Source organism: Hylemonella sp. P2_B10 (assembly GCF_056404875.1).
Window position 1 is genome coordinate 504,041 of sequence record NZ_JBFUDE010000002.1, and the last position, 20,220, is coordinate 524,260.

Consider the following 20,220-nt stretch of genomic DNA (forward strand, 5'->3'; position numbering starts at 1 on the left):
CGGCGCTACACTGCTGCCCACGAGCCGGCCTTGCAAGCCGGCCAACCGCAAAAAGGGGGTAAGAACATGCTCGGGAAACTCAACGAACTGTCCGAAGGCCACGGCGCTCTGCAACGCGGCCACGGCATGGTCAGCGGCGTCATCGCGCTGACGCTGGCCATCCTGTGCTTTCTGGGTGTGCTGGCCTTCCATTTTCCGCAGTACCTGACGACACCGGAGCTGCGCAAGAGCTACGACGTCAACGTGATCCGCATCATCATGTTCACCGCCATGGTGATCGCCGGCGGCATCTCGCTGGTCAACGTCATCTTCAACCGCGCGCGCTGGCTGTCGGCCTTTGCCTTCCTGCTGGTGGCGCTGACGGCGCTGCTGGGCGGCCACAAGGTGCCGGTGAACGACTTTGCCGACAACACGCCCTACATCGGTCTGGACTGGTTCATCCTGGACCTGCTGGGCTCGTCGCTGATCTTCATGTTCATCGAGAAGCTGTTTGCGCTGCGCCGCGACCAGCCGATCTTCCGCCCCGAGTGGCAGACCGATTTTCACCACTTCATCGTCAACCACATGGTGGTGGGCTTTGTGCTGCTGGCCACCAACCTGCTGGTGCACAAGCTGTTCGGCTGGGCCGCCAAGGACGGCATTCAGGCCTGGGTGCGCGACCTGCCCTATGTGGCGGGCGTGCTGCTGATCATCCTGGTGGCTGACCTGGTGCAGTACTGGACGCACCGCGCCTACCACGAGGTGCCGCTGCTGTGGCGGCTGCACGCGGTGCACCACAGCGCCAAGAGCATGGACTGGATGGCCGGCTCGCGCCAGCACATCCTGGAGCTGCTGATCACCCGCACGCTGGTGCTGGCGCCAATCTTCGTGCTGGGTTTTTCCAAGGACGTGATAGACACCTACATCGTCATCGTCGGCTTCCAGGCGGTCTTCAACCATGCCAACGTCAGCGTGCGGCTGGGGCCGCTGCGCTACATCATCGTCACACCCAACTTCCACCACTGGCACCACAGCCAGGACCAGGAGGCGCTGGACCGCAACTATTCAGCGCACTACGCCTTCATCGACTACCTGTTCGGCACCGCCGTGAAGAGCGACAAGCCGTGGCCCGAGCGCTATGGCGTGCTGGGCGACTATGTGCCCGATGGATTCTTCAAGCAGTTGAAGTTCCCTTTCGTCTGGAAGGGCTGACCCGTGACGCCCCTGCGACCGCCGGCTGATGGAATCGTTTGACGCGGTCGTGGTCGGCGCCGGCGCGGCCGGCCTGTTCTGCGCCGGCGTGGCCGGCCAGCTGGGCCTGCGCATGCTGCTGCTGGACCACGCGGACAAGGTGGCGGAGAAAATCCGCATCTCCGGCGGCGGGCGCTGTAACTTCACCAACCGCGAGGCCACACCGGCGAACTTCCTCGGCGACAACCCGCATTTCTGCCGCTCGGCACTGTCACGCTACACGCCCAAGCAGTTCATCGAGCTGGTGCAGCGCCACGGCATCGCCTTCCACGAAAAGCACAAGGGCCAGCTGTTTTGCGACCATTCGGCGCAAAACATCATCGACATGCTGCTGGCCGAATGCGCCGCAGGCGGCGTCACTCACTGGCAGCCCTGCGGCGTGCAGGCCATCCGGCACAGTGAGGCCGATGGCGGCTGGTACGAGTTGGACACCGCCCGGGGCCCGGTGCGCAGCCGCGCGGTGGTGGTCGCCACCGGCGGCCTGTCCATCCCGAAGATTGGCGCCACCGATTTCGGCTACCGCATGGCCCGCCAGTTCGGCCTGAAGCTGGTGGAAACGCGCCCCGCTTTGGTGCCTCTGACGTTTGACGAGCAGGCCTGGGCTCCGTTTGCCCAATTGTCGGGCCTGTCGCTGCCGGTGCTGATTTCCACCGGCAGCAAGAAAGCCAAAGCCAGCTTTCATGAGGATCTGCTGCTCACCCACCGCGGACTGAGCGGCCCGGCGGTTTTGCAGATTTCCAGCTTTTGGAAGCCGGATACCGAAATTTCAATCAATTTGGCACCCGAAGAAGACATTTTGGCCCGACTGATGCAGGCCAAGCAGCATTCCCGCAAGCTGATTGCCAATGAATTGGCCGCGCTGGTGCCCACCCGCCTGGCCGACACCTGGGTGCAGCAGGATGCAGCCTGGCAGCGCCCCATCAACGAGGCCGGCGACAAGGCTCTGGCAGCGCTGGCCCAGCGCTTCAGCCAATGGCAGCTCAAACCGACCGGCACCGAGGGCTACCGCAAGGCGGAGGTGACGGCCGGTGGCGTGGACACGCGCGAACTGTCCAGCCAGACGCTGGAAGCCAGCCGCCAGCCGGGCCTGTATTTCATCGGCGAGGTGGTGGACGTGACCGGCTGGCTGGGCGGTTACAACTTCCAGTGGGCCTGGGCCAGCGGGTTTGCCTGCGCCCACGGGTTGAAGGCCAAGTCCCCGACGGGCCGCCCCTAGGGGACTTGCGGCCCCCTTAGGGGGCAGGACGGACACGCAATGCCGGACGTGGGGGCCAACATGCTCCGGCGGTTGAAACCGGCTCAAAAAACGTTATAATCCAAGGCTTTGCTGGCAAACCTCCGCTGCCAACTGATCATTGATTGAGCGGGGGACCCCCGCCCGGGGCCCGATCTTCCCCAGGCACACTTCGGAACAACATTACGTAATGACAACCATCCGTGTTAAAGAAAACGAGCCGTTTGACGTGGCTCTGCGCCGCTTCAAGCGCACCATTGAAAAACTGGGCCTGCTGACCGACCTGCGCGCCCGCGAGTTCTACGAAAAGCCCACTGCCGAGCGCAAGCGCAAGAAGGCTGCCGCCGTCAAGCGCAACTACAAGCGCATCCGCTCGATGCAGTTGCCCAAGAAGCTGTACTGATCGCACGGCTGCGGCTGCCCATGCGGCAGCCGTCGGGAGATTGAAAAACCCGCGCTCGGGACGCCAGGCGCGGGTTTTGTGTTTCTGATTGTTGATTCCCACAGAGAAAGCAACCACCATGTCCCTCAAAGACCAGATCACCGAAGACATGAAGACCGCCATGCGTGCCAAGGACGCCGAGCGCCTGGGCACCATACGCATGCTGCTGGCTGCCTGCAAGCAAAAGGAAGTGGACGAGCGCGTGGTGCTGGACGACACCGCCGTCATCGCCATCGTGGACAAGCTGATCAAGCAGCGCAAGGACTCGCTGGCCGCCTTCCAGCAGGCCGCCCGCCAGGACCTGGCCGACAAGGAAGCGGCCGAGATCAAGGTGCTGGAAGCCTACCTGCCCGCGCGCCTGAGCGCCGACGAGGTGGCCACCGAGGTGAAGGCCATCGTGGCCCAGGTGGCCACCGAACTGGGCCGCCCGGCAGCCCCCGGCGACATGGGCAAGGTGATGGGTGCGGCCAAGGCCCACCTGGCCGGCAAGGCCGAGATGGCGCAGATTTCCGCCGCCGTGAAGGCTGCCCTGGCGGGTTGACGTCCGCCTTTCACCAGGCACCGGGCTGAAACAGCCCGGCTTGCGTTCCTGCCCGCAGCCCCCACCTGCCCTGCTCAGCAGGAGAACAACGTGGGTGCATCAGACCAGTTATTGCTGGACGCGTATTCGCAAACCGTTAGCGGCGTGGTGGAACAGGCGGCCGGCAGCGTGGCCGCAGTGCGCACGCTGGCCGGCGGTGGCGGCGGCCGCGTCGATCGCGGGGGCGGTTCTGGCTCTGGCTTTCTCTTCACCCCCGATGGCTATGTGCTGAGCAACTCGCACGTGGTGCGCGCCGGCCGCAAGGGCGACTGGGGTCAGCCACCCAAGGCGCACTGGACCATCTCGCTGGCCGATGGCCGCGAGTACGACGCCCGCTGGGTCGGCGATGACCCCGACACCGACCTGGCTGTGCTGCACATCGACGGCCAGTCGCAAGGCGCGCTCAGCCATGTGGCACTGGGCAGCGCAGCGACGCTGAAACGCGGTGAGATCGCCATTGCCATCGGCAACCCCATGGGGTTTGAGCACACCGTCACCTCCGGCATCGTCAGCGCGCTGGGGCGCAGCATGCGCGCCAGCACCGGACGGCTGATTCCCAACGTGATACAGACTGACGCGGCGCTGAACCCCGGCAACTCTGGCGGCCCGCTGCTGAACGCCCGTGCCGAGGTGATAGGCGTCAACACCGCCATCATTGCCGGCGCGCAGGCGTTGTGCTTCGCCGTGGCGGCCGACGTGGCGCGCTGGGTCATCCCGCAGCTGCTGCGCCACGGCCGCGTGCGCCGCGGCCACCTGGGCGTGGGCGGCATGACGCAGGAACTGCACCGCCGCGTGGTGCTGGCCCACGGGCTGCAGCAGGCCAGTGGCGTGCGCGTGCAATCGGTGGAAGCCGGCAGCCCGGCGGCGCTGGCCGGTGTGCGCGAGGGCGACGTCATCGTCGGGCTGGACGGCCTGGAAATCACGTCGGTGGATGCGCTGCACCAGGCGCTGGACGAGAGCCGCGTCGCCCGGGACTGCCTGCTGAAGCTCCTGCGCGGCGTGCGCTCGCCGCAGCCGCTGTACCTGAACGTGCGGCCGGCTGACCGGACCGGCTGACGCCAGCCCCGCATGAACGTCATGACAGATTCATGACGTCCGCATGACAAATCTCAGGTGTCTTGTCAGTCGAGTTAAAACGATTTATATTGTATAAACTGTATAAATTGTTTTAACCGCCATGACCCTCCACGACTTCCCCCTGACCCCCTGGGACCTGGCCGCCAACTGGCCCGCCACCAGCCCCACCCAGGCGTGGTGGTCGCTACTGTGCGCGCTGGCACTGGCCAATGTGCTGGCCTGGCTGGCCACCGCCACGCTGGTGCGCCGGCGCGCCGCTGGCTTGGCCAGCCACCCCACGTTGCCGCTGGTGCGGCTGCAGCTGCTGCTGTCGGCGGGCTACGTGCTGGGTTGCGGCTACCGCTCGGTGTTCCCGGTGTATGACATCGCGCGCCTGTCCATGGTGGATTCGTGGCTGGGAAGTGTCGTCGTCGGCCGCTCGGTGGCCACGGTGGCCGAGCTGTGCTTCGCCGCTCAATGGGCGCTGCTGCTGCGCTGGCTGGGGCAGGACAGCGGCAGCACGGTGGCGGCCTGGGCGGGCAGGCTGATCCTGCCGCTGATCGTGCTGGCCGAGGTGTGCTCGTGGAACGCCGTGCTGACCACGTCCAACCTGGGCCATGTGTTCGAGGAATCGCTGTGGGGCCTGTGCGCGCTGCTGGCCGTGGCCGGCTTTGTGCATGCCGGCCCGCGCAGCCGCCCGGGCCTGCGCCCGGCGTTGGCCGGTGCCGCGCTGGCCGGTCTGGCCTACGCCCTCTACATGTTCCAGGTCGACGTGCCCATGTACTGGGCGCGCTGGGTGCACGACGTGGACCAGGGCCGTACCGTCCTCAGCGTCACGCAGGGGTTGGCGGACGCCTCGAGCCGCTGGACGGTGTCGCACCAATGGGCCGACTGGCACACCGAGGTGGGGTGGATGTCGCTGTATTTCAGCGTCGCGGTCTGGCTCAGCGTGGGGCTCGCGCACTTCAGCAGCCGGCTGGCATCGCACGCGCCGCAAGATGCGGGCCAACCCGCTGCGCCGCAACAGCCAGGCGTTTACGGCCTGTTGGTGCCGCGCTGAACCGCTCTTCCCCAGCGCTGATTGAGCTTGCGAATTGACTGAAGGAACCTCCATGTCCACGATGATGAAATCCACCACCGCGCTCAGCGTCACCCGCGTCTGGCGTGCGGCGCAGTACTCCGAGCAGGGCATTCGCAGCGCCTGGAGAGACGAAGCCGCCTTCCGCCAGGAACTGGTGGCCGCATTGCTGCTGGCGCCGCTGACACTGTGGTTGGGCCTGCCGCGCCTGGACACCGTGCTGCTGCTGGCATTGATGGCCCTGGTGCTGGTGGCCGAGCTGCTGAACTCTGGCCTGGAAGCCGTGGTGGACATGGCGTCGCCCGACTTCCACGCGTTGGCCGGCAAGGCCAAGGACTGCGGCAGCGCCGCCGTGTTCATCACGCTGCTGCTGCTGGGCGGCGCCTGGGTCACGCTGGCTGGGCCCACGCTGTGGGCGCTGCTGACGCGCTGAGGCGCGCTGTCCACAGGGCGATACGGGCAACCTGCCTGCCCGCCCGTCCGCCGCTCCTCTTCAGAACTGCCGCACCAGCGCAAACTGCCCGCTGTTGAGCACGTCGAGCAGGTCCGTGCCCCAGCCCACCCACAAGGTCAGGCCAGCCGGCAAGGCCCGGATGTCGAAATTGCGCAGCAGGTCCACGCTGGCCACTGCCGGCCCGCGCGCGCTGACCAGCGGCGTGGCGAACTGCGTCGTCCAACCCCCGGGGCCGCGAAACAGCAATTGGCCGTTCCACAACATCACGGCGTAGATGTTGTAGTCGCGCGCAGCAGGCAGGCTCAGTTGGGCGCTGATGCCGGCCGCGGCCGTGCTGCCGCTGAGCACCACCACCGGCTCGGCGGCGCTGATGACGCCATTGGAGGCCGCCGTGCTGAAGCTGAGCTGCCGCACCACGTCGTACGAGTGGGCCGGCTGCCCGTCGTCCTGGTCCAGCTTGTAGCGCGGGCGATCGCTTTCCAGCCACAGCGCCACACTGTTGCTGCCCGCTTGCGTGGGCGCGGTCAGGGTACCCACTGGTTGGCCGTTGACCACCAGCACCTGGGTGCTGGTGGTGCCGCCTCGTCCATAGGGAGCAGCCCGCCACTTGATCTGCCCACTGGCGGTCTCACGCTCACCCAGCAAGGCCATTTCGAACGGCGCCACGGGCTCCAGTTCACCACGCGTGACTTCGAACGGCACATTGGTTGCCACCTGGCCATTCACCACCACCTGCAGCGCCCATTTGCCGGCATAGCGAAAGCTGTAGTCGGCCGGGTAACTGCTGTAGTTGAAACCATTGACCGAACTGCTGGTGAACCGGGTGGTGTTCTGGTAGTAGTTGCCCTGGGGCGTGATCCAGCGGCGGTAGAACTCGGTGCCCAGCGGCAGGTTCTTCCAGTAGGCAGAGAAGTAGTACGAAGCACCACTGGCGGCGTCGATCTGCGCCACGCTGCTGGCCGGCTGCGCGCTGGTGGGTTGCGTCGAATGCACGTAAGACTGCATGGCGGCGGCCAGCGGCGAGGTGATGGGCGCATTGCGCAGGTCAGGCTGAGTCACCAGGCCGCGCCCGCCGTACAAGCTGGCGCAGGCGGTGATGTCGTCCCCCTGCAGGGTGGCCTCATACGCCGCCGTGTTGTACGGGTTGGCAAACATGATGGAACGGGGGTCGTCGCTGTGCGCCAGGCCCAGCGCGTGGCCGATCTCATGCTGGAACAGGCTGATCATGTTGTTGCCCAGCACGCCATCGAACAACCCTCGCAATTCGGTGTTGACGCTGTTGATCTGGATACTGCCGCCGGTGAAGGGCCGGTAGTTGCCACTGCTGGTGCTGCTGGTGTGCGTGCCGCGGGCATGGAACTGGCCACCGCCGAAGTCCAGGTACCCCACCACGAACAGGTTGCCGGGTGTGGGCGTGACGGGCGTGCTGGTCAACCCGCCGTACACCCCTTCCACCTGGCAGACCTGCTTCCAGGCCGCAAAAGCGGCGCTGACAGCGGCGATGACTTCATCGTCCGTCAGGTTGGCCGGTCGATTGACAGGGTTGTAATACCAGGTGATGCGCCCACCGGGCCAGGCACCGGGGATCCTGATGTTGTACATGCTGGCCTGTGCGGCCAGGGACAACAACAGCAAGGTCAGCGCGGCGATGCTGCTGCGAACAAGGTGCGGGACAGACATGCGGGCCTCCTGCGGTGGGGAGAACGCCCACAGTAACCCGGGCGCGCAGGAAGCATACGCGCAAAGCCCGCAGCAAGCCAGCCCAGGCCGCGTCAGCCGACGGCTAGGGCTTGTAGGGCATGTCCCCGGCGTGCTTCTTCCACATCGCCGCCGCCGCGCCGGACTTGATCAACTCCTCCAGCGCCACATTCAGCTTGGGGACCAGCTCAGCGGCCCGGCTGCCCTTGGCCGCCACCACGTGCGTGGCGGGTGCCTTCACGTTGGGCAGGCCGAAGTGTTGCAACTCCGGGTCGGCCAGGTAATCGGTGCCCAGCAGCTTGTAGCCCAGGAACACCTCCAGCTCCTCGACAAAGAAGTCGCAACGCTTGAACTTGAGCTTTTGCACCAACTGCTCATAGGTCTTGCCCTGGTCCATCGTGGCGCCATCCAGCCCGTAATGGGCGTAGCTGGCACCCATCATGCCGCAGCCGCGGTAGCGGCGCAGGTCAGCGAGCTGCTTGATGGCAGGCGGATTGGCCCGGCGGGTGAACACCTGCGGCGTCAGCGAGTGGTAGTGCACGGAATAGGCAAAGCGCTTGGCCCGGTCCTCGTCATGGTAGGCACCCATGGCGTAATCAAAGCGGCCCTGCTCCACCATCAGCAGGCAGCGCTTCCATGGCAGGTCACCGGTGAACTCGACGCCCCGGCCCAGCTTGGCAAAGGCGGCGCGCATCAGGTCCACCTCAAAGCCCACCAGTTCGCGCGTCTTCTTGCCCGTGGCGTCGCGCGCCCAGTAAATGGCCGGCGGTGGGTCGGCGTCGGCACAGATGCTGACCGGGGGTTCTTCTGCCGCCAGGGCGGCGGTGCTGAAAAGCGCAAGCCAGGCCAGCGCCAGCAGACTGCGGCACCCCATCAGCCCACGACTTTCCAGGTGATTTTCAACATCATCACGCCGGGTGAAGCAATTGCCATACCCGGTGCGGGCTCAGCGGCATCTGTAAAGCCGGTGCCAGCGCGCCATGGCCAGCGCGCGCCAGCGCATCGGCCACGGCGTTCACCAGCGTGGGCGTGGCGCCTATGGTGCCCAGCTCGCCCACGCCCTTGACGCCCAGCGGGTTGTTCTTGCAGGGAATGGACTGGTCCATCTCGGTCTTGAAATCGGGCGAGATGTCGGCGCGCGGCGCGGCATAGTCCATCAGGCTGCCGGCCACCAGCTGGCCGCTGTCGGCGTCGTACAGCAGGTTCTCGCCCAGCGCCTGGCCCAGGCCCTGCACGGCGCCGCCATCCAGCTGGCCACGCACGATCAGCGGGTTGACCACGCGCCCCACATCATTGACCGATGCATAGGCCACCACCTTCACGTCCCCGGTCTGCGGGTCCAGCTCCACCTCGCAGGTGTGGCAGCCATTGGGCCACGACGGGCCGGCCACCTGGCTGGTGGAGTCCACATGGATGCGGCCACCGGCTTGCGCGCCGGCCAGCGTGAACAGGTCCAGCCGCAGGTCAGTGCCCTTGACGCTGAATTCGCCGCCCTGGTAGTCCAGATCCTGCGGCGCCACTTCCAGCCTGGCGGCCGCGAGCTGGCGCGCCTCGTCCATGGCTTTCTCCGCACCCACACGCAGCGCCGAGCCACCGGTGAACAGCGAACGCGAGCCGGCACTGCCAAAGCCGTCGCCCCGGTCCGTGTCGCCCAGCACCACGCGCACCTTGTCTATAGGCACCTGGAACACGTCCACCACCAGTTGCGCCAGCGTGGTGGCAATGCCCTGGCCCATGGCGTTGACAGCCGAATACACCTCGATGCCGCCATCGCCCAACACCGTGACAGTGACGCGCTCCTTGAACACATTGCCGCCGGTCCATTCCAGGAAGGTGGCGATGCCCTGGCCGCGCAGCAGGCCGCGCTGCTTTGATGCCTCGGCCCGGGCGGCGAAGCCATTCCAGTCAGCCAACTGCAACGCCTGGTCCATCACGGTCTCAAAGCTACCGCTGTCATAGGTCTGGCCCATGGGGTTCTTGTAGGGCATCTGCTCGGGGCGGATGAAGTTGCGCCGGCGCAGCGCGATGCGGTCCATGCCGATCTGACGCGCTGCCTCGTCCATCAGCCGCTCCATGGTGAAGATGGCCTCGGGCCGGCCGGCACCCCGGTAGGGGCCGGTGGGCGCGGTGTTGGTCAGCACAGCCTTGATGTGAAAGTCTATGGTCTGCAGGTCGTAGACGCTGGTCTGCACCCAGGGCCCTATCAGCACCTGAATGGCAACACCGGCGCCGGTGGCGTACGCCCCCACATTGGCCAGCGAGTGCAGGCGCAGGCCCAGCAGCTTGCCGTCGGCGGCCAGCGCCAGCTCGGCCTGGGTGTGCAGGTCGCGCCCATGGTGGGAGGCGAGAAACTCTTCGCTGCGGTCGGCCACCCACTTGACCGGTCGGCCCAGTCGGCGGGTGGCCCAGGCCACCACCACGTCTTCCGGGTAGGCGCCGGTCTTCATGCCGAAACCACCGCCCACGTCGCTGACCAGCACGCGCAGTTGCTCGCGCGGCAGGTCCATGGTCTGCATCAGCGTGTCGCGCACGCCGGAAGGCATTTGGGTGCTCATCTGCAGGGTGAGGCGGCCGTCGGCCGGGTCCAGGTAGCCCAGCACCGAGCGCGGCTCCAAGGTCAGCGCGGCCAGCCGCTGGTTGACCACCTGCAGCTTCACCACATGCTTGGCCTGGGCAAAGGCGGCGTCGCAAGCGGCTGCATCCCCATGGCGCATCTCGCCGGCCACGTTGTCGGGGGCCTCGTCACACAGCGCAGGTGCACCGGGCGCCACGGCGAGGTCCTGGCGCACCACCATGGGCAGTTCCTCAAAATCCACCAACACCGCCTCGGCGGCGTCGCGCGCCTGCGCCAGCGTCTCGGCCACCACGGCCACCACCGCTTCGCCGACAAAGCGCACACGCTCGTGCGCCAGCACATGGCGCGGCGGCGACGCGGCCACGCCATCGGCACGCTTGAAACCGGCGTTGCCCGCCATGGGCTTGACGCCGTCGGCCACCAGGTCGGCGCCGCTGAACACACCCAGCACGCCGGGCATGCCCTGCGCGCCGGAGGCGTCCACCGACACGATGCGCGCATGCGGGTACGGCGAGCGCACGAAGCACAGGTGCGTCAAACCCTGCGGCTGGAAGTCGTCGGTGTAGCGGCCCAGGCCCTTGAGCAGGCCTTCGTCCTCGATGCGCTGCACCGCCTGGCCGCTGCCAAAGCGGGCAAATGTCTGTTGCTTGTCATCCACGGCTGTGCATCCTCTGTGTGTCAGCGGCACCGGCTCAGCTGCCGGCGACCTTCATCTTGGCCACCAGCACCGAGCCCACCGTCTTGGCGCCGTAGTTGTAGGTGTCGGCACCGATGGCCACGATGTCCTTGAACATCTGGCGCATGTTGCCGGCAATGGTGATCTCGTGCACCGGGAAGGCGATGCGGCCTTTTTCCACCCAAAAACCGCTGGCACCGCGCGAGTAGTCGCCGGTGACGTAGTTGACGCCCTGGCCCATCATCTCGGTGACGAACAGGCCGGTGCCCAGCCTGCGCAGCATTTCATCCAGATCGTCGCCAGGTTTTGTCAGGCGTGAGGTCAACGTCATGTTGTGCGAGCCGCCTGCATTGCCGGTGGTCTTCATCCCCAGCTTGCGTGCCGAATAACTGCTGAGGAAGTAGCCCTGCACCTTGCCGCCCTCCACCACCGTGCGTGCCTTCACGCGCACGCCCTCGTCGTCAAACGGCGAACTGCCCTTGCCGCGCTTGACGAACGGGTCTTCGGCGATGTCGATGTGCTTGGGGAAGACCTGCTTGCCTAAAGCGTCCAGCAGGAAGCTGCTGCGCCGGTACAGCGCGCCGCCGCTGACGGCTTGCACAAAGCCGCCCAGCAGCCCAGCCGCCATGGGCGACTCGAACAGCACCGGGCATTCGGTGGTGGAAATCTTGCGCGAGCCCAGGCGCGCCAGCGCGCGCTGGGCGGCATAGCGACCCACCGATTCGCCCGACGCCAGCTCGTCGGCGCTGCGCATGGAGCTGTACCAGGCGTCGCGCTGCATGTTGTCGCCCTTGCCGGCGATGGGTGACACCGAGATGGAATGGCGCGAGGTGGCGTAGCCACCGCGAAAGCCGCTGGTGTGCGCGCTGAAAAAGTGCGACTGCTGGGCCGACACGCCGGCACCTTCGCTGTTGGTGATGTCCTTGCTGACGCCCAGCGCCGCCGCTTCACATTCGGTGGCCAGCTTGGCGGCCTGCTCGCTGCTGACGGCCCAGGGGTGGAACAGGTCCAGGTCGGTGCGCTGCTCGGCCTCCAGGGCAATGTCGTCGGCGTCCGGCAGGCCAGCCATCGGGTCTTCGGCGGTGAAGCGGGCAATGTCGTAGGCGGCCTGCACCGTCTGGGCAATGGCGGCTTCGGAAAAATCCGACGTGCTGGCGTTGCCCCGGCGGTTGCCCATGTAGACGGTCACGCCCAGCGACTTGTCGCGGTTGCGCTCCACGTTTTCCAGCTCACCCTTGCGCACGGAGACGCTCAGGCCGCAGCCCTCGGAGGCTTCGGCACCGGCAGCGGTGGCGCCCAGCCGTTTGGCGTGGCCCAGGGCGGTGTCGACCAGGTTGGCGAAAAATGCACGGCTGTAGCTGAAGCCGGCTGCGGCGGCTGTGGAGGAATCTTGCTTCATTTGGGGATGGTAGTGGCGGCAGCTATGATACTTGGCTCATGTCACGCAAACCTAAAAAAGGCTATTTCGTGCGCGGCCAGTTCGTCGCCGAGGGCAGCGAGCTGGACCTGGAGCTCAAACGCGAGCTCAAGGGCGGCGACGCGCCCAGCCGCACCGAGCTGAAACGCGAAAGCGAAGAGATCCAGACCCTGGGCGAAAGCCTGCTGACGCTGCGGGCCGACCTGCTGGCGGGCCTGGCCCTGTCCGACAAGCTGATGGAGGCTCTGGCCGAGGCCAAACGCATCACCAACTTCGAGGGCAAACGGCGCCAGATGCAGTTCATCGGCAAGCTGATGCGCCTGCTGGACGAGGACCAGATTGCGGCGGTGCGCGCCGCCTTGGCGGAGCAGCAGTCCGGCCCGGCCCGCGAGGCCATGCTGCTGCACCAGGCGGAAGGCTGGCGCGCTCGCCTGATCGCCGACGACGATGCCGTGGGTGAATGGCTGCGCCTGGCCCCGGACACCGACAGCCAGCAGTTGCGCGCGCTGGTGCGCCAGGCACGCAAGGACGCCAAGCCGGAAAAAGCCGGCGCGGCACCCCGCCACGGCCGCGCCTACCGCGAGATTTTCCAACTGGTGCGCGCCCAGCTCGCGCAGCCGGGCGACGATGGCGATGACAGCCAAGCCACGCCTGCGGAGGACACGCCATGAGCAGCGACAGCACAACCGCCACCCACGACCCGGTCAAGATCGGCATCGTGTCGATCAGCGACCGCGCCTCCAGCGGCCAGTACGAAGACAAAGGCCTGCCGGCGTTGCGGGACTGGCTGGGCCGGGCGCTGAAGAACCCCATCAGCTTCGAACCCCGGCTGATTCCCGACGAAACAGAGGCCATCAGCGCCGCACTGATCGAGCTGGTGGACGCCGGCTGCGCGCTGGTGCTGACCACCGGCGGCACCGGCCCGGCCGCCCGCGACGTCACGCCCGAGGCCACGATGGCAGTGGCGCACAAGGAAATGCCCGGCTTTGGCGAGCAGATGCGCCAGATCAGCCTGCACTTCGTGCCCACCGCACTGCTGTCGCGCCAGGTGGCGGTGATACGCGGCAATTGCCTGATCATCAACCTGCCGGGCCAGCCCAAGGCCATCCAGGAGACGCTGGAAGGCGTCAAAGGCCCCGCCAACGAATCCGTGGTCCCAGGCATCTTCGCCGCTGTGCCCTATTGCATCGACCTGATCGGCGGGCCGTACCTGGAAACCGACGACGCGGTGTGCAAGGCCTTTCGGCCGAAATCTGCCGTGCGCAAGCCGACATAACACCGCCTGGCCGCAATGGCTGGCTGGGATCAGGCCACCACGGCGCTCAGTTCCGCGGCTGTCCCCCGGGCCTTCGGCCCTCCTCCTTGATGCCGCTACGCAGAGTGCCATGACGTCCTGATCCTGAGAACCTGGCTCGCGTGCGGTATTCCGGCATTCCGACGTCATATGCGCCAATTAACCCGATGTCGCTGGGGCGCGTGGCGGAGCGAAATCAAGGAGGAGGGCCGCAGGCCCGGGGGACATTCGCGGAGTCACGCGCACCAGCGGCGTCGGCAGAGCACAAGCCGAGGCAGCGCGCGACGGCTACTTGCCGATCAACTGCGTGATCTTCTCAGCTTCGAAGCATTCGCTCAAGGCGGCGTCCTGCGGCACGCAGTCCTTGGTGGCCACGTTTCGGTGGGCCGACAGGGTTTCGATGGCGTGCCACAGCAGCGCGATCTGGTGGTCTTGCGCCGAGGCGCTGTCGATCAGGCCGCGCATCGCCTGGCTGAGCGGGTCGTCTTGCTGGGTCACGCCGTAGGCTGAGAAGCCCATCTTGGACGCAGCCTCCTCGCGCGCTGCATCCGCCTTCGCCTCGATGATGCGCGCCGGGATGCCCACTGCCGTGGCCCCGGCAGGCACCGGCTTGATCACCACCGCATTGGCGCCGATGCGCGCACCGTCGCCCACCGTGAACCCGCCCAACACCTTGGCGCCTGCGCTCACCACCACATCCTTGCCCAAGGTGGGATGGCGCTTGGAACCCTTGTACAGCGACGTGCCGCCCAGCGTCACGCCCTGGTAGATGGTGCAACCGTCGCCGATCTCGGCCGTTTCGCCCACCACCACGCCCATGGCGTGGTCGAAAAACACCCGCTCACCGATCTTGGCGCCGGGGTGGATCTCGATGCCGGTGACCCAGCGGCTGAAATTCGACACAAAGCGGCCCAGCCACTTCAAGCCGTGGTTCCAGCACCAATAGGCACGACGGTGCAACACCAACGCATGCAAACCCGGGTAACAGGTCAGCACCTCCCAGGCGCTGCGGGCCGCGGGGTCGCGGTCCAGAATGCACTGGATGTCGGAGCGGAGGTGGGCAAACATGGCCTACAGTCTAGCGTTTGCCGCGCTCGGCCGCTTCCAGCATGGTCTTGGCAACACCGCGCAGGATGTGGATTTCTTCCTGCGTCAGTGCGCTGCGGTTGAAAAGCTGGTTGAGCCGTGGCATCAGCTTCTTGGGCGCAGCCGGATCCAGAAAGCCTATGGCCACCAGCGCCTCTTCCCAATGCGCCAGCATGCCGGCCACCTGGCGGGCGTCCGCTGGCTGGCCGCTGGCAGCGGTGTTGGCGACCATGGGAGCCGCGTCTGCTTCCGGCTCGAACCCGCCCAGCGCCTGGCGCCAGTCGTAGGCGACCACCTGCACCGCCGCACCAATGTTCAGCGAGCCGAACTTGGGGTTGGTGGGGATGCTCAGGCAGGCATGGCACCGGTACACGTCCTCATTGGCCATGCCGAAGCGCTCGGAACCGAACAGGAAGGCCACACCGCCCTCGGCCTTCAGCGTATCGCCCGCCTCGCCCTGAAGGATGGCCTGGAAATGCTCCCGCGGCGTGCGCGTGGGCGGACCAAAGTCGCGCGGCGTCATCGCCGTGGCGCACAGATGGGTCATGCCGTCCAGCGCCTCGTCCAGCGTGGCCACGATGCGGCACTTTTCCAGCACGTCCAGGGCGCCGCTGGCACGTTGGATGGTTTCCTCGCGCCGCAACACATTGGCCCAGCGTGGCGCCACCAGCACCAGGTCGTCAAAGCCCATCACCTTCATGGCGCGGGCGGTGGCGCCCACATTGCCGGCGTGGCTGGTGTTGATGAGCACAAAACGGGTTCGCATGGGTAAGATTGTCGCTTGACCTGCAGGGATCTTGGCTGCAGGGCCAGATGGAGGCATGGTGATGACTGACTGGCGAGGCCGCGTGGCGGCGATCGCGTTCTTGGCGGCACTGCTCAGCAACGGAGGCGCGCGGGCCTGCCTGCTTGGCGGAATCTACCCGGATAACTGGCAAAGCCTTTCCAGCGAACAGCGCCAAGAATACTTCTTGCGGCGTGATTTTGCCAATGCTGAGTTGGTCTTCGAGGCGGAGATCGACGCCGTCACTCGCAGCGAAAAATATGTACTTGTCCGCTTGCATGTGCGGCGGTTCTTCAAGTCCGATGGCCAGCCAGTTGAATTGCTTTGGTGGCCAACCGATATTTCCTGCTCCGGCCTGAATTTCACGCCCAAAGTCGCCACGCGTGTCATCCTGTTCGGCCATCGCAATCGCTCCCTGTTTGCCAGGAACTACCTCGCCGAGCGGGCGTCCCCAATGCCACGCGCAGCGGTAGTGCCCCTGCATGCAACCGACCATGTCCTGACCGCAGGGCCGGCGGATGCCTACAGCAAGGATGACCTGGCTGTAGTGACCTATCTAGACAGCCTCAGCCCCATCCGTGTCAGCTTACCGAGGGCGGCCCAAAAACCTTAGACGGCCCTCTCGGTTCGACAGCGCCCATTTCGTGGGAAAATAGAGGCCTGCGCCCGCGCCATCGCGTCCGGGTCCGCCTGGCCAGCCAAGCATTTGGCGCCGGGACCGCCGCTCCATCCTCACAATCTGCCTGCTTTGCCCATGTCCTCCTCCACCCTGCATCCCATGCTCAATGTGGCCGTCAAGGCCGCCCGCGCCGCTGGCGCCATCATCAACCGCGCAGCGCTGGACGTGGAATCGGTGCGGATCTCGCAAAAGCAGGTAAACGACTTTGTCACCGAGGTGGACCATGCGGCAGAGCAAGCCATCATCGAAACCCTGTTGACCGCCTACCCGGGCCACGGCATCCTGGCCGAAGAATCGGGCCGGGAACACGGCGCCAAGGATTCAGACTTTGTCTGGATCATCGACCCGCTGGATGGCACCACCAACTTCATCCACGGCTTCCCGGTCTACTGCGTCAGCATTGCGCTGTCGTTCAAGGGCAAGCTGGAGCAGGCCGTCATCTACGACCCCAGCCGCAACGACCTGTTCACCGCCACCAAGGGCCGCGGCGCCTACATGAACGACCGCCGCTTGCGCGTCTCCAAGCGCACGCAGTTGAAGGAATGCCTGGTTTCCACCGGTTTCCCATTCCGCAAGGGTGACGACTTCCACGCCTACCTGGCCATGATGGGCGACGTGATGCAGCGCACCGCCGGCCTGCGCCGTCCCGGCGCCGCCGCGTTGGACCTGGCCTATGTGGCGGCCGGCTTCACCGATGGCTTCTTCGAAACCGGCCTGAACCCATGGGACGTGGCGGCCGGCGCACTGCTGGTGACCGAGGCCGGTGGCCTGGTGGGCAACTTCACCGGCGACGCCGACTTCCTGGAGCAAAAGGAATGCGTGGCCGGCAACCCGCGCATCTACGGCCAGTTGGTGTCCATTCTGGGCAAATACAGCAAGTTTGCCGGGGCGGAAGCCAAAGCGCAGGCGGCTGAAGCCAAGAAAGCGGTGAAAGCGGCGGCCGACAAAGCAGCCGATCCGGCAGCAGGCGAATAAGCCGGCAAGGCCTTATTGCTCTGCGGCCTGGCCGCCAAACAGGTCGTCGTGCTCGCCGAAATGGCAGATGGTGTTTCGGCCTGACGCCTTGGCCTCGTACATGGCGGTGTCGGCCTGTTTCAGCACCTCCTCCACCGTACGGGACTGCCCCAGGAACGTGGTGAAGCCCACGCTGGCCGAGCTCAGGTGTGTGAAGCCGCCGGGCAGCTCGTAAGGCTGGTTCAGCGACGCGCAGATCTTCTCGCCCACCTTGCGCGCCTGCGAATGGGCCCAGCTGCCCACCTCGCCCAGGTTTTCCAGCATCACCACAAACTCGTCACCGCCCAGCCGGGCCACGGTGTCGACCTCGCGCACGCAGGCGCTCAGGCGTTCGGCGGCCTGCTTCAGCAACTGGTCGCCCATTTCGTGGCCACGGGTGTCGTTGAGCAGCTTGAAGCGGTCCAGATCAAGGAAGAAGATGGCGCCATATTGCTTGCGCCGCTCGCTGCCCAGCAGTGCATGGCGCAGCCGCTCCACCAGCAAGCGCCGGTTGGGCAGGCCGGTGAGTGCGTCGTGGAAGGCCAGGCGGTGGATTTCCTGCTGGTCGTGCTTGCGCTGGGTGATGTCTTGGTGGATCACCAGCACGCCCCGGTTGGAGCTCTTCAGCGGCACCACGTTGAGCTCGAACCAGCCCTTGTCGTGCGGGTAGTCGACCACATACTCCATCGAGAAGCTGGGCTTGCCGCCGCTCATCACCGCCTGTATGCCGGCCAGGGCGGCGTCGCCATCGGCCTCGTTGGAATACACCGTGCCCTGGCCGCACAACGCCAGATAGTTCTTGCCGACGAAGTCGCGGTTGCCGCTCAACGCCGGATTGCCCGAGGCCCACTGGCGCCAGGCCAGGTTGACGGACACCACCGTGCCTTCGGCGTCCAGCACCGCCACATGCTCCTTGAAGGAGTTGATGACGTCGCGGTTGAAGGCCTCGGACTCGCGCAGCGCGCGCTCGGCGGCGATGCGCGAGTGGATATCGGTCAGCGAGCCGGCCATGCGCACCGGCTTGCCATTTGCGTCCCATACCGCCTGGCCGCGTGACAAGAACCAGCCGTAGGTCCCATTCTTGCCACGCAGACGCATTTCGACGGCAAACACTTCGCGATGCGCCAAGTGGCGCTGCAAGGCTTCCTGAACGGGCAGCCGGTCCTCGGGGTGCAGCCAATCCAGCCACTGCTTCCAGTCCGGCCGCTCGTCACCCTGGCCATAACCCAACAGTTCATACCAGCGTTCGGACAGGTGGGCTTCGTCCTTCAGCAGGTCCCAATCCCAGATGCCGTCGCTGGAGCCGCGCACGGCCAGGTCGAAGCGCTCGCTGATGTCCCGCATCGCCTGGTTGGCCAGCACCCGCTGGCTGATGTCGCGCGCCAGCACGATGAAACGCATGCCTTGCTCGGGTGTGTAAGATTTCTTGGACACCGACAGCTCGTACCAGGTGGTGCCCTGGGGCAGCGCCAACGCGTACTGCCGGCCGGCGGAATAGCCCTGGGCGGCAGCTTCGTCCAGCGCCTGCAGCACCACCTCGCCGGCCTGATTCGACAGCAGCTCCGTCACCGAGCGGCCCACCGCCTGTTGTGGCAAGAAAAGCAAATCCTCGGCCCGGTGTGCGTGGCACTCATGCACCACGCCTTCCAGGTCCAGCTCCATCAGCAAGTCCGGAATGGCCTGCAGGATGGCGCTGAGCTGGTTGTTGTAGGCCAGGCTTTGCATCTGCGCCTGCTTGCGCACGGTGACGTCCTTGCCTATGCCACGGTAGCCGGCAAAGCGCCCCTCGTCGTCGAACATCGGCGTGCCGCTGAGCGTGATCCAGTAGGGCTCACCACTGGCGTCCAGGCGGCACAGCTCGAAATCATGGAAAGGCTGGCGCGCGTCCAGAATCTTGCGGTGCGCGGCCCAATCGGCCTCGCTCAGGTTGGTGGCGCCCCAGTCCCAGCGCTTGGTGCCCAGGCTGGTTTGCTGGCTCTTTCCGGCCTTTTCAGGCTTGAAGCCCTCAAAGCGCACGAAGCGGAACTCCGCATCCTGCTCCCAATACCAGTCGGAGGACAGATCCGTCAGGCTGCGAAAGCGCGCCTCGCTGTCGCGCAAGGCCAGTTCGGAGAACTTGCGCTCGGTGATGTCCATGTGCGTACCCAGCATGCGCAGTGGCGTGCCCTGGTCGTCGCGCTCCATCACCTTGCCGTGGCTGTACACCCAGACCCAATGCCCGGCCCGGTGGCGCATGCGGAACTCGCAGGCAAACACCGGCAGGTGGCCCTCCACATGGGCCTGGTGGGCCTCGGTCAACCGGGCCACGTCCTCGAGGTGCACCAGCGCGTGGAAGGCCGTCAGCGTGGTGGGCGCCTCCTTCACGTCAAGGCCCAGCATGCTGGCCCAACGCTCATTGATGTGGGTCTCACCGGTGACCAGGCTGTAGTCCCAAAAGCCCAGGTCGGCGCCGCGCAGCGCCAGCTCCAGCCGCACCGCGGCATCGCGCAGCCGCCGGGCCTCGCGGTCCTTGGCCGCCACGCGCTCCAGCAGACCAGGCAGCATGGCCACATGGCCCAGCTCGGCATCCTTCACCACGTAGTCGCGAAAACCTATCTTCAGCGCGCGCGCGGCACGCGCCTCCTGGCCAGGGTTGACGCACAGAATGTTGGGCAGGCCTGCCACCGCGTCCCACAGGTCGAAGGCAATGCCATCGGCGAGTTCGTAATTGATGATGCAGGCGGTGACGCTGTGCTCAGCCAGCAATTGGCGCGCGCGCACCACCGTACCCGCCACCTCCAGTTGCCAGGCCGGCGCCTTGGAGGCGAAGGCCTGCACAACCGCGGTGGCGCAGGGCAGATCACTTTCAACCAAAAGCAAGACGGGATGCATAGCAATCACTTCAGCCTGTGCCATCAAACAACGCCTGCGTCCTGCCACACCGTGCGATGGGCGGGCAGACTGC

At 66.1% G+C, this 20,220-nt stretch carries 18 protein-coding genes; 11 read left to right on the forward strand and 7 right to left on the reverse strand.

Annotation, left to right across the window (positions count from 1 at the left end):
* Positions 1 to 66: 66 nt before the first annotated feature.
* From AC1DX2_RS10155 to AC1DX2_RS10185, 7 genes are all read left to right on the forward strand, one after another.
* Positions 67 to 1,191 carry a sterol desaturase family protein gene (locus AC1DX2_RS10155; protein WP_477196217.1) on the forward strand — a complete coding sequence of 375 codons (1,125 nt, stop codon included), beginning with the start codon at positions 67 to 69 and terminating at the stop codon, positions 1,189 to 1,191.
* Between the two features lie 28 nt (positions 1,192 to 1,219).
* Positions 1,220 to 2,446 (forward strand): BaiN/RdsA family NAD(P)/FAD-dependent oxidoreductase, encoded by a 1,227-nt coding sequence (locus AC1DX2_RS10160; RefSeq protein ID WP_477196218.1) that lies wholly within the window; start codon positions 1,220 to 1,222, stop codon positions 2,444 to 2,446.
* A 208-nt stretch (positions 2,447 to 2,654) separates the two neighbouring features.
* The gene (rpsU, locus tag AC1DX2_RS10165) at positions 2,655 to 2,867 is read left to right on the forward strand and encodes a 30S ribosomal protein S21 (protein ID WP_006296472.1); all 213 of its coding nucleotides are present in this window, start codon (positions 2,655 to 2,657) and stop codon (positions 2,865 to 2,867) included.
* A gap of 118 nt (positions 2,868 to 2,985) precedes the next feature.
* On the forward strand, positions 2,986 to 3,447 hold the full coding sequence (locus AC1DX2_RS10170; RefSeq protein WP_477196219.1) for a GatB/YqeY domain-containing protein: 462 nt from the start codon (positions 2,986 to 2,988) through the stop codon (positions 3,445 to 3,447).
* 90 nt (positions 3,448 to 3,537) lie between these two features.
* The gene (locus AC1DX2_RS10175) at positions 3,538 to 4,542 is read left to right on the forward strand and encodes a S1C family serine protease (RefSeq protein ID WP_477196220.1); all 1,005 of its coding nucleotides are present in this window, start codon (positions 3,538 to 3,540) and stop codon (positions 4,540 to 4,542) included.
* Between the two features lie 121 nt (positions 4,543 to 4,663).
* Entirely contained in the window at positions 4,664 to 5,602 is a 939-nt protein-coding gene (locus AC1DX2_RS10180; RefSeq protein WP_477196221.1) for a hypothetical protein, read from the forward strand.
* Positions 5,603 to 5,654: 52 nt separating this feature from the next.
* Positions 5,655 to 6,053 carry a diacylglycerol kinase gene (locus tag AC1DX2_RS10185; protein WP_477196222.1) on the forward strand — a complete coding sequence of 133 codons (399 nt, stop codon included), beginning with the start codon at positions 5,655 to 5,657 and terminating at the stop codon, positions 6,051 to 6,053.
* A 60-nt stretch (positions 6,054 to 6,113) separates the two neighbouring features.
* On the opposite strand, the gene AC1DX2_RS10190 is transcribed toward AC1DX2_RS10185, so the two are convergent.
* The 4 genes from AC1DX2_RS10190 to pmbA all read right to left on the reverse strand — a co-directional run bounded on the left by AC1DX2_RS10190 (position 6,114) and on the right by pmbA (position 12,422).
* Complete coding sequence (locus AC1DX2_RS10190; RefSeq protein ID WP_477196223.1) at positions 6,114 to 7,754, reverse strand: matrixin family metalloprotease; 1,641 nt, start codon at positions 7,752 to 7,754, stop codon at positions 6,114 to 6,116.
* A 103-nt stretch (positions 7,755 to 7,857) separates the two neighbouring features.
* Positions 7,858 to 8,646 carry a substrate-binding periplasmic protein gene (locus AC1DX2_RS10195; protein WP_477196224.1) on the reverse strand — a complete coding sequence of 263 codons (789 nt, stop codon included), beginning with the start codon at positions 8,644 to 8,646 and terminating at the stop codon, positions 7,858 to 7,860.
* A 34-nt stretch (positions 8,647 to 8,680) separates the two neighbouring features.
* Positions 8,681 to 11,005 carry a xanthine dehydrogenase family protein molybdopterin-binding subunit gene (locus tag AC1DX2_RS10200; RefSeq protein WP_477196225.1) on the reverse strand — a complete coding sequence of 775 codons (2,325 nt, stop codon included), beginning with the start codon at positions 11,003 to 11,005 and terminating at the stop codon, positions 8,681 to 8,683.
* A 34-nt stretch (positions 11,006 to 11,039) separates the two neighbouring features.
* Complete coding sequence (gene pmbA, locus AC1DX2_RS10205) at positions 11,040 to 12,422, reverse strand: metalloprotease PmbA (protein ID WP_477196226.1); 1,383 nt, start codon at positions 12,420 to 12,422, stop codon at positions 11,040 to 11,042.
* Between the two features lie 38 nt (positions 12,423 to 12,460).
* Here pmbA and yjgA point away from each other — a divergent pair, with 38 nt between their 5' ends.
* A complete protein-coding gene (gene yjgA / locus AC1DX2_RS10210; protein ID WP_477196227.1) occupies positions 12,461 to 13,111 on the forward strand; it encodes a ribosome biogenesis factor YjgA in 651 nt (216 codons plus the stop codon).
* Positions 13,108 to 13,716 (forward strand): molybdopterin adenylyltransferase, encoded by a 609-nt coding sequence (mog, locus tag AC1DX2_RS10215; RefSeq protein WP_477196228.1) that lies wholly within the window; start codon positions 13,108 to 13,110, stop codon positions 13,714 to 13,716. The genes yjgA and mog overlap by 4 nt, the downstream gene beginning before the upstream one ends.
* 306 nt (positions 13,717 to 14,022) lie before the next feature.
* Here the strand turns inward: mog and cysE are convergent, their stop codons facing one another.
* The gene (cysE, locus tag AC1DX2_RS10220; protein ID WP_477196229.1) at positions 14,023 to 14,802 is read right to left on the reverse strand and encodes a serine O-acetyltransferase; all 780 of its coding nucleotides are present in this window, start codon (positions 14,800 to 14,802) and stop codon (positions 14,023 to 14,025) included.
* A 10-nt stretch (positions 14,803 to 14,812) separates the two neighbouring features.
* Positions 14,813 to 15,586 (reverse strand): RNA methyltransferase, encoded by a 774-nt coding sequence (locus AC1DX2_RS10225; RefSeq protein ID WP_477196230.1) that lies wholly within the window; start codon positions 15,584 to 15,586, stop codon positions 14,813 to 14,815.
* A 61-nt stretch (positions 15,587 to 15,647) separates the two neighbouring features.
* Here AC1DX2_RS10225 and AC1DX2_RS10230 point away from each other — a divergent pair, with 61 nt between their 5' ends.
* Both AC1DX2_RS10230 and AC1DX2_RS10235 read left to right on the forward strand, forming a co-directional pair.
* On the forward strand, positions 15,648 to 16,217 hold the full coding sequence (locus tag AC1DX2_RS10230; RefSeq protein ID WP_477196231.1) for a hypothetical protein: 570 nt from the start codon (positions 15,648 to 15,650) through the stop codon (positions 16,215 to 16,217).
* Positions 16,218 to 16,358: 141 nt separating this feature from the next.
* Positions 16,359 to 17,258, forward strand: a complete 900-nt coding sequence (locus AC1DX2_RS10235; protein ID WP_477196232.1) for an inositol monophosphatase family protein — start codon at positions 16,359 to 16,361, stop codon at positions 17,256 to 17,258.
* Positions 17,259 to 17,270: 12 nt separating this feature from the next.
* On the opposite strand, the gene AC1DX2_RS10240 is transcribed toward AC1DX2_RS10235, so the two are convergent.
* Complete coding sequence (locus AC1DX2_RS10240) at positions 17,271 to 20,135, reverse strand: sensor domain-containing protein (protein ID WP_477196233.1); 2,865 nt, start codon at positions 20,133 to 20,135, stop codon at positions 17,271 to 17,273.
* Positions 20,136 to 20,220 lie beyond the last annotated feature (85 nt).

Excerpts from the sequence above, each read along its gene's own strand:
- AC1DX2_RS10225 (WP_477196230.1), bottom strand. The coding sequence starts at position 15,586 with ATGCGAACCCGTTTTGTGCTCATCAACACCAGCCACGCCGGCAATGTG.
- AC1DX2_RS10230 (WP_477196231.1), top strand. The coding sequence starts at position 15,648 with ATGACTGACTGGCGAGGCCGCGTGGCGGCGATCGCGTTCTTGGCGGCA.
- rpsU (WP_006296472.1), top strand. The coding sequence starts at position 2,655 with ATGACAACCATCCGTGTTAAAGAAAACGAGCCGTTTGACGTGGCTCTG.
- AC1DX2_RS10195 (WP_477196224.1), bottom strand. The coding sequence starts at position 8,646 with ATGGGGTGCCGCAGTCTGCTGGCGCTGGCCTGGCTTGCGCTTTTCAGC.
- yjgA (WP_477196227.1), top strand. The coding sequence starts at position 12,461 with ATGTCACGCAAACCTAAAAAAGGCTATTTCGTGCGCGGCCAGTTCGTC.
- AC1DX2_RS10155 (WP_477196217.1), top strand. The coding sequence starts at position 67 with ATGCTCGGGAAACTCAACGAACTGTCCGAAGGCCACGGCGCTCTGCAA.
- AC1DX2_RS10160 (WP_477196218.1), top strand. The coding sequence starts at position 1,220 with ATGGAATCGTTTGACGCGGTCGTGGTCGGCGCCGGCGCGGCCGGCCTG.
- pmbA (WP_477196226.1), bottom strand. The coding sequence starts at position 12,422 with ATGAAGCAAGATTCCTCCACAGCCGCCGCAGCCGGCTTCAGCTACAGC.
- mog (WP_477196228.1), top strand. The coding sequence starts at position 13,108 with ATGAGCAGCGACAGCACAACCGCCACCCACGACCCGGTCAAGATCGGC.
- AC1DX2_RS10185 (WP_477196222.1), top strand. The coding sequence starts at position 5,655 with ATGTCCACGATGATGAAATCCACCACCGCGCTCAGCGTCACCCGCGTC.
- AC1DX2_RS10190 (WP_477196223.1), bottom strand. The coding sequence starts at position 7,754 with ATGTCTGTCCCGCACCTTGTTCGCAGCAGCATCGCCGCGCTGACCTTG.
- AC1DX2_RS10170 (WP_477196219.1), top strand. The coding sequence starts at position 2,986 with ATGTCCCTCAAAGACCAGATCACCGAAGACATGAAGACCGCCATGCGT.
- cysE (WP_477196229.1), bottom strand. The coding sequence starts at position 14,802 with ATGTTTGCCCACCTCCGCTCCGACATCCAGTGCATTCTGGACCGCGAC.
- AC1DX2_RS10235 (WP_477196232.1), top strand. The coding sequence starts at position 16,359 with ATGTCCTCCTCCACCCTGCATCCCATGCTCAATGTGGCCGTCAAGGCC.
- AC1DX2_RS10180 (WP_477196221.1), top strand. The coding sequence starts at position 4,664 with ATGACCCTCCACGACTTCCCCCTGACCCCCTGGGACCTGGCCGCCAAC.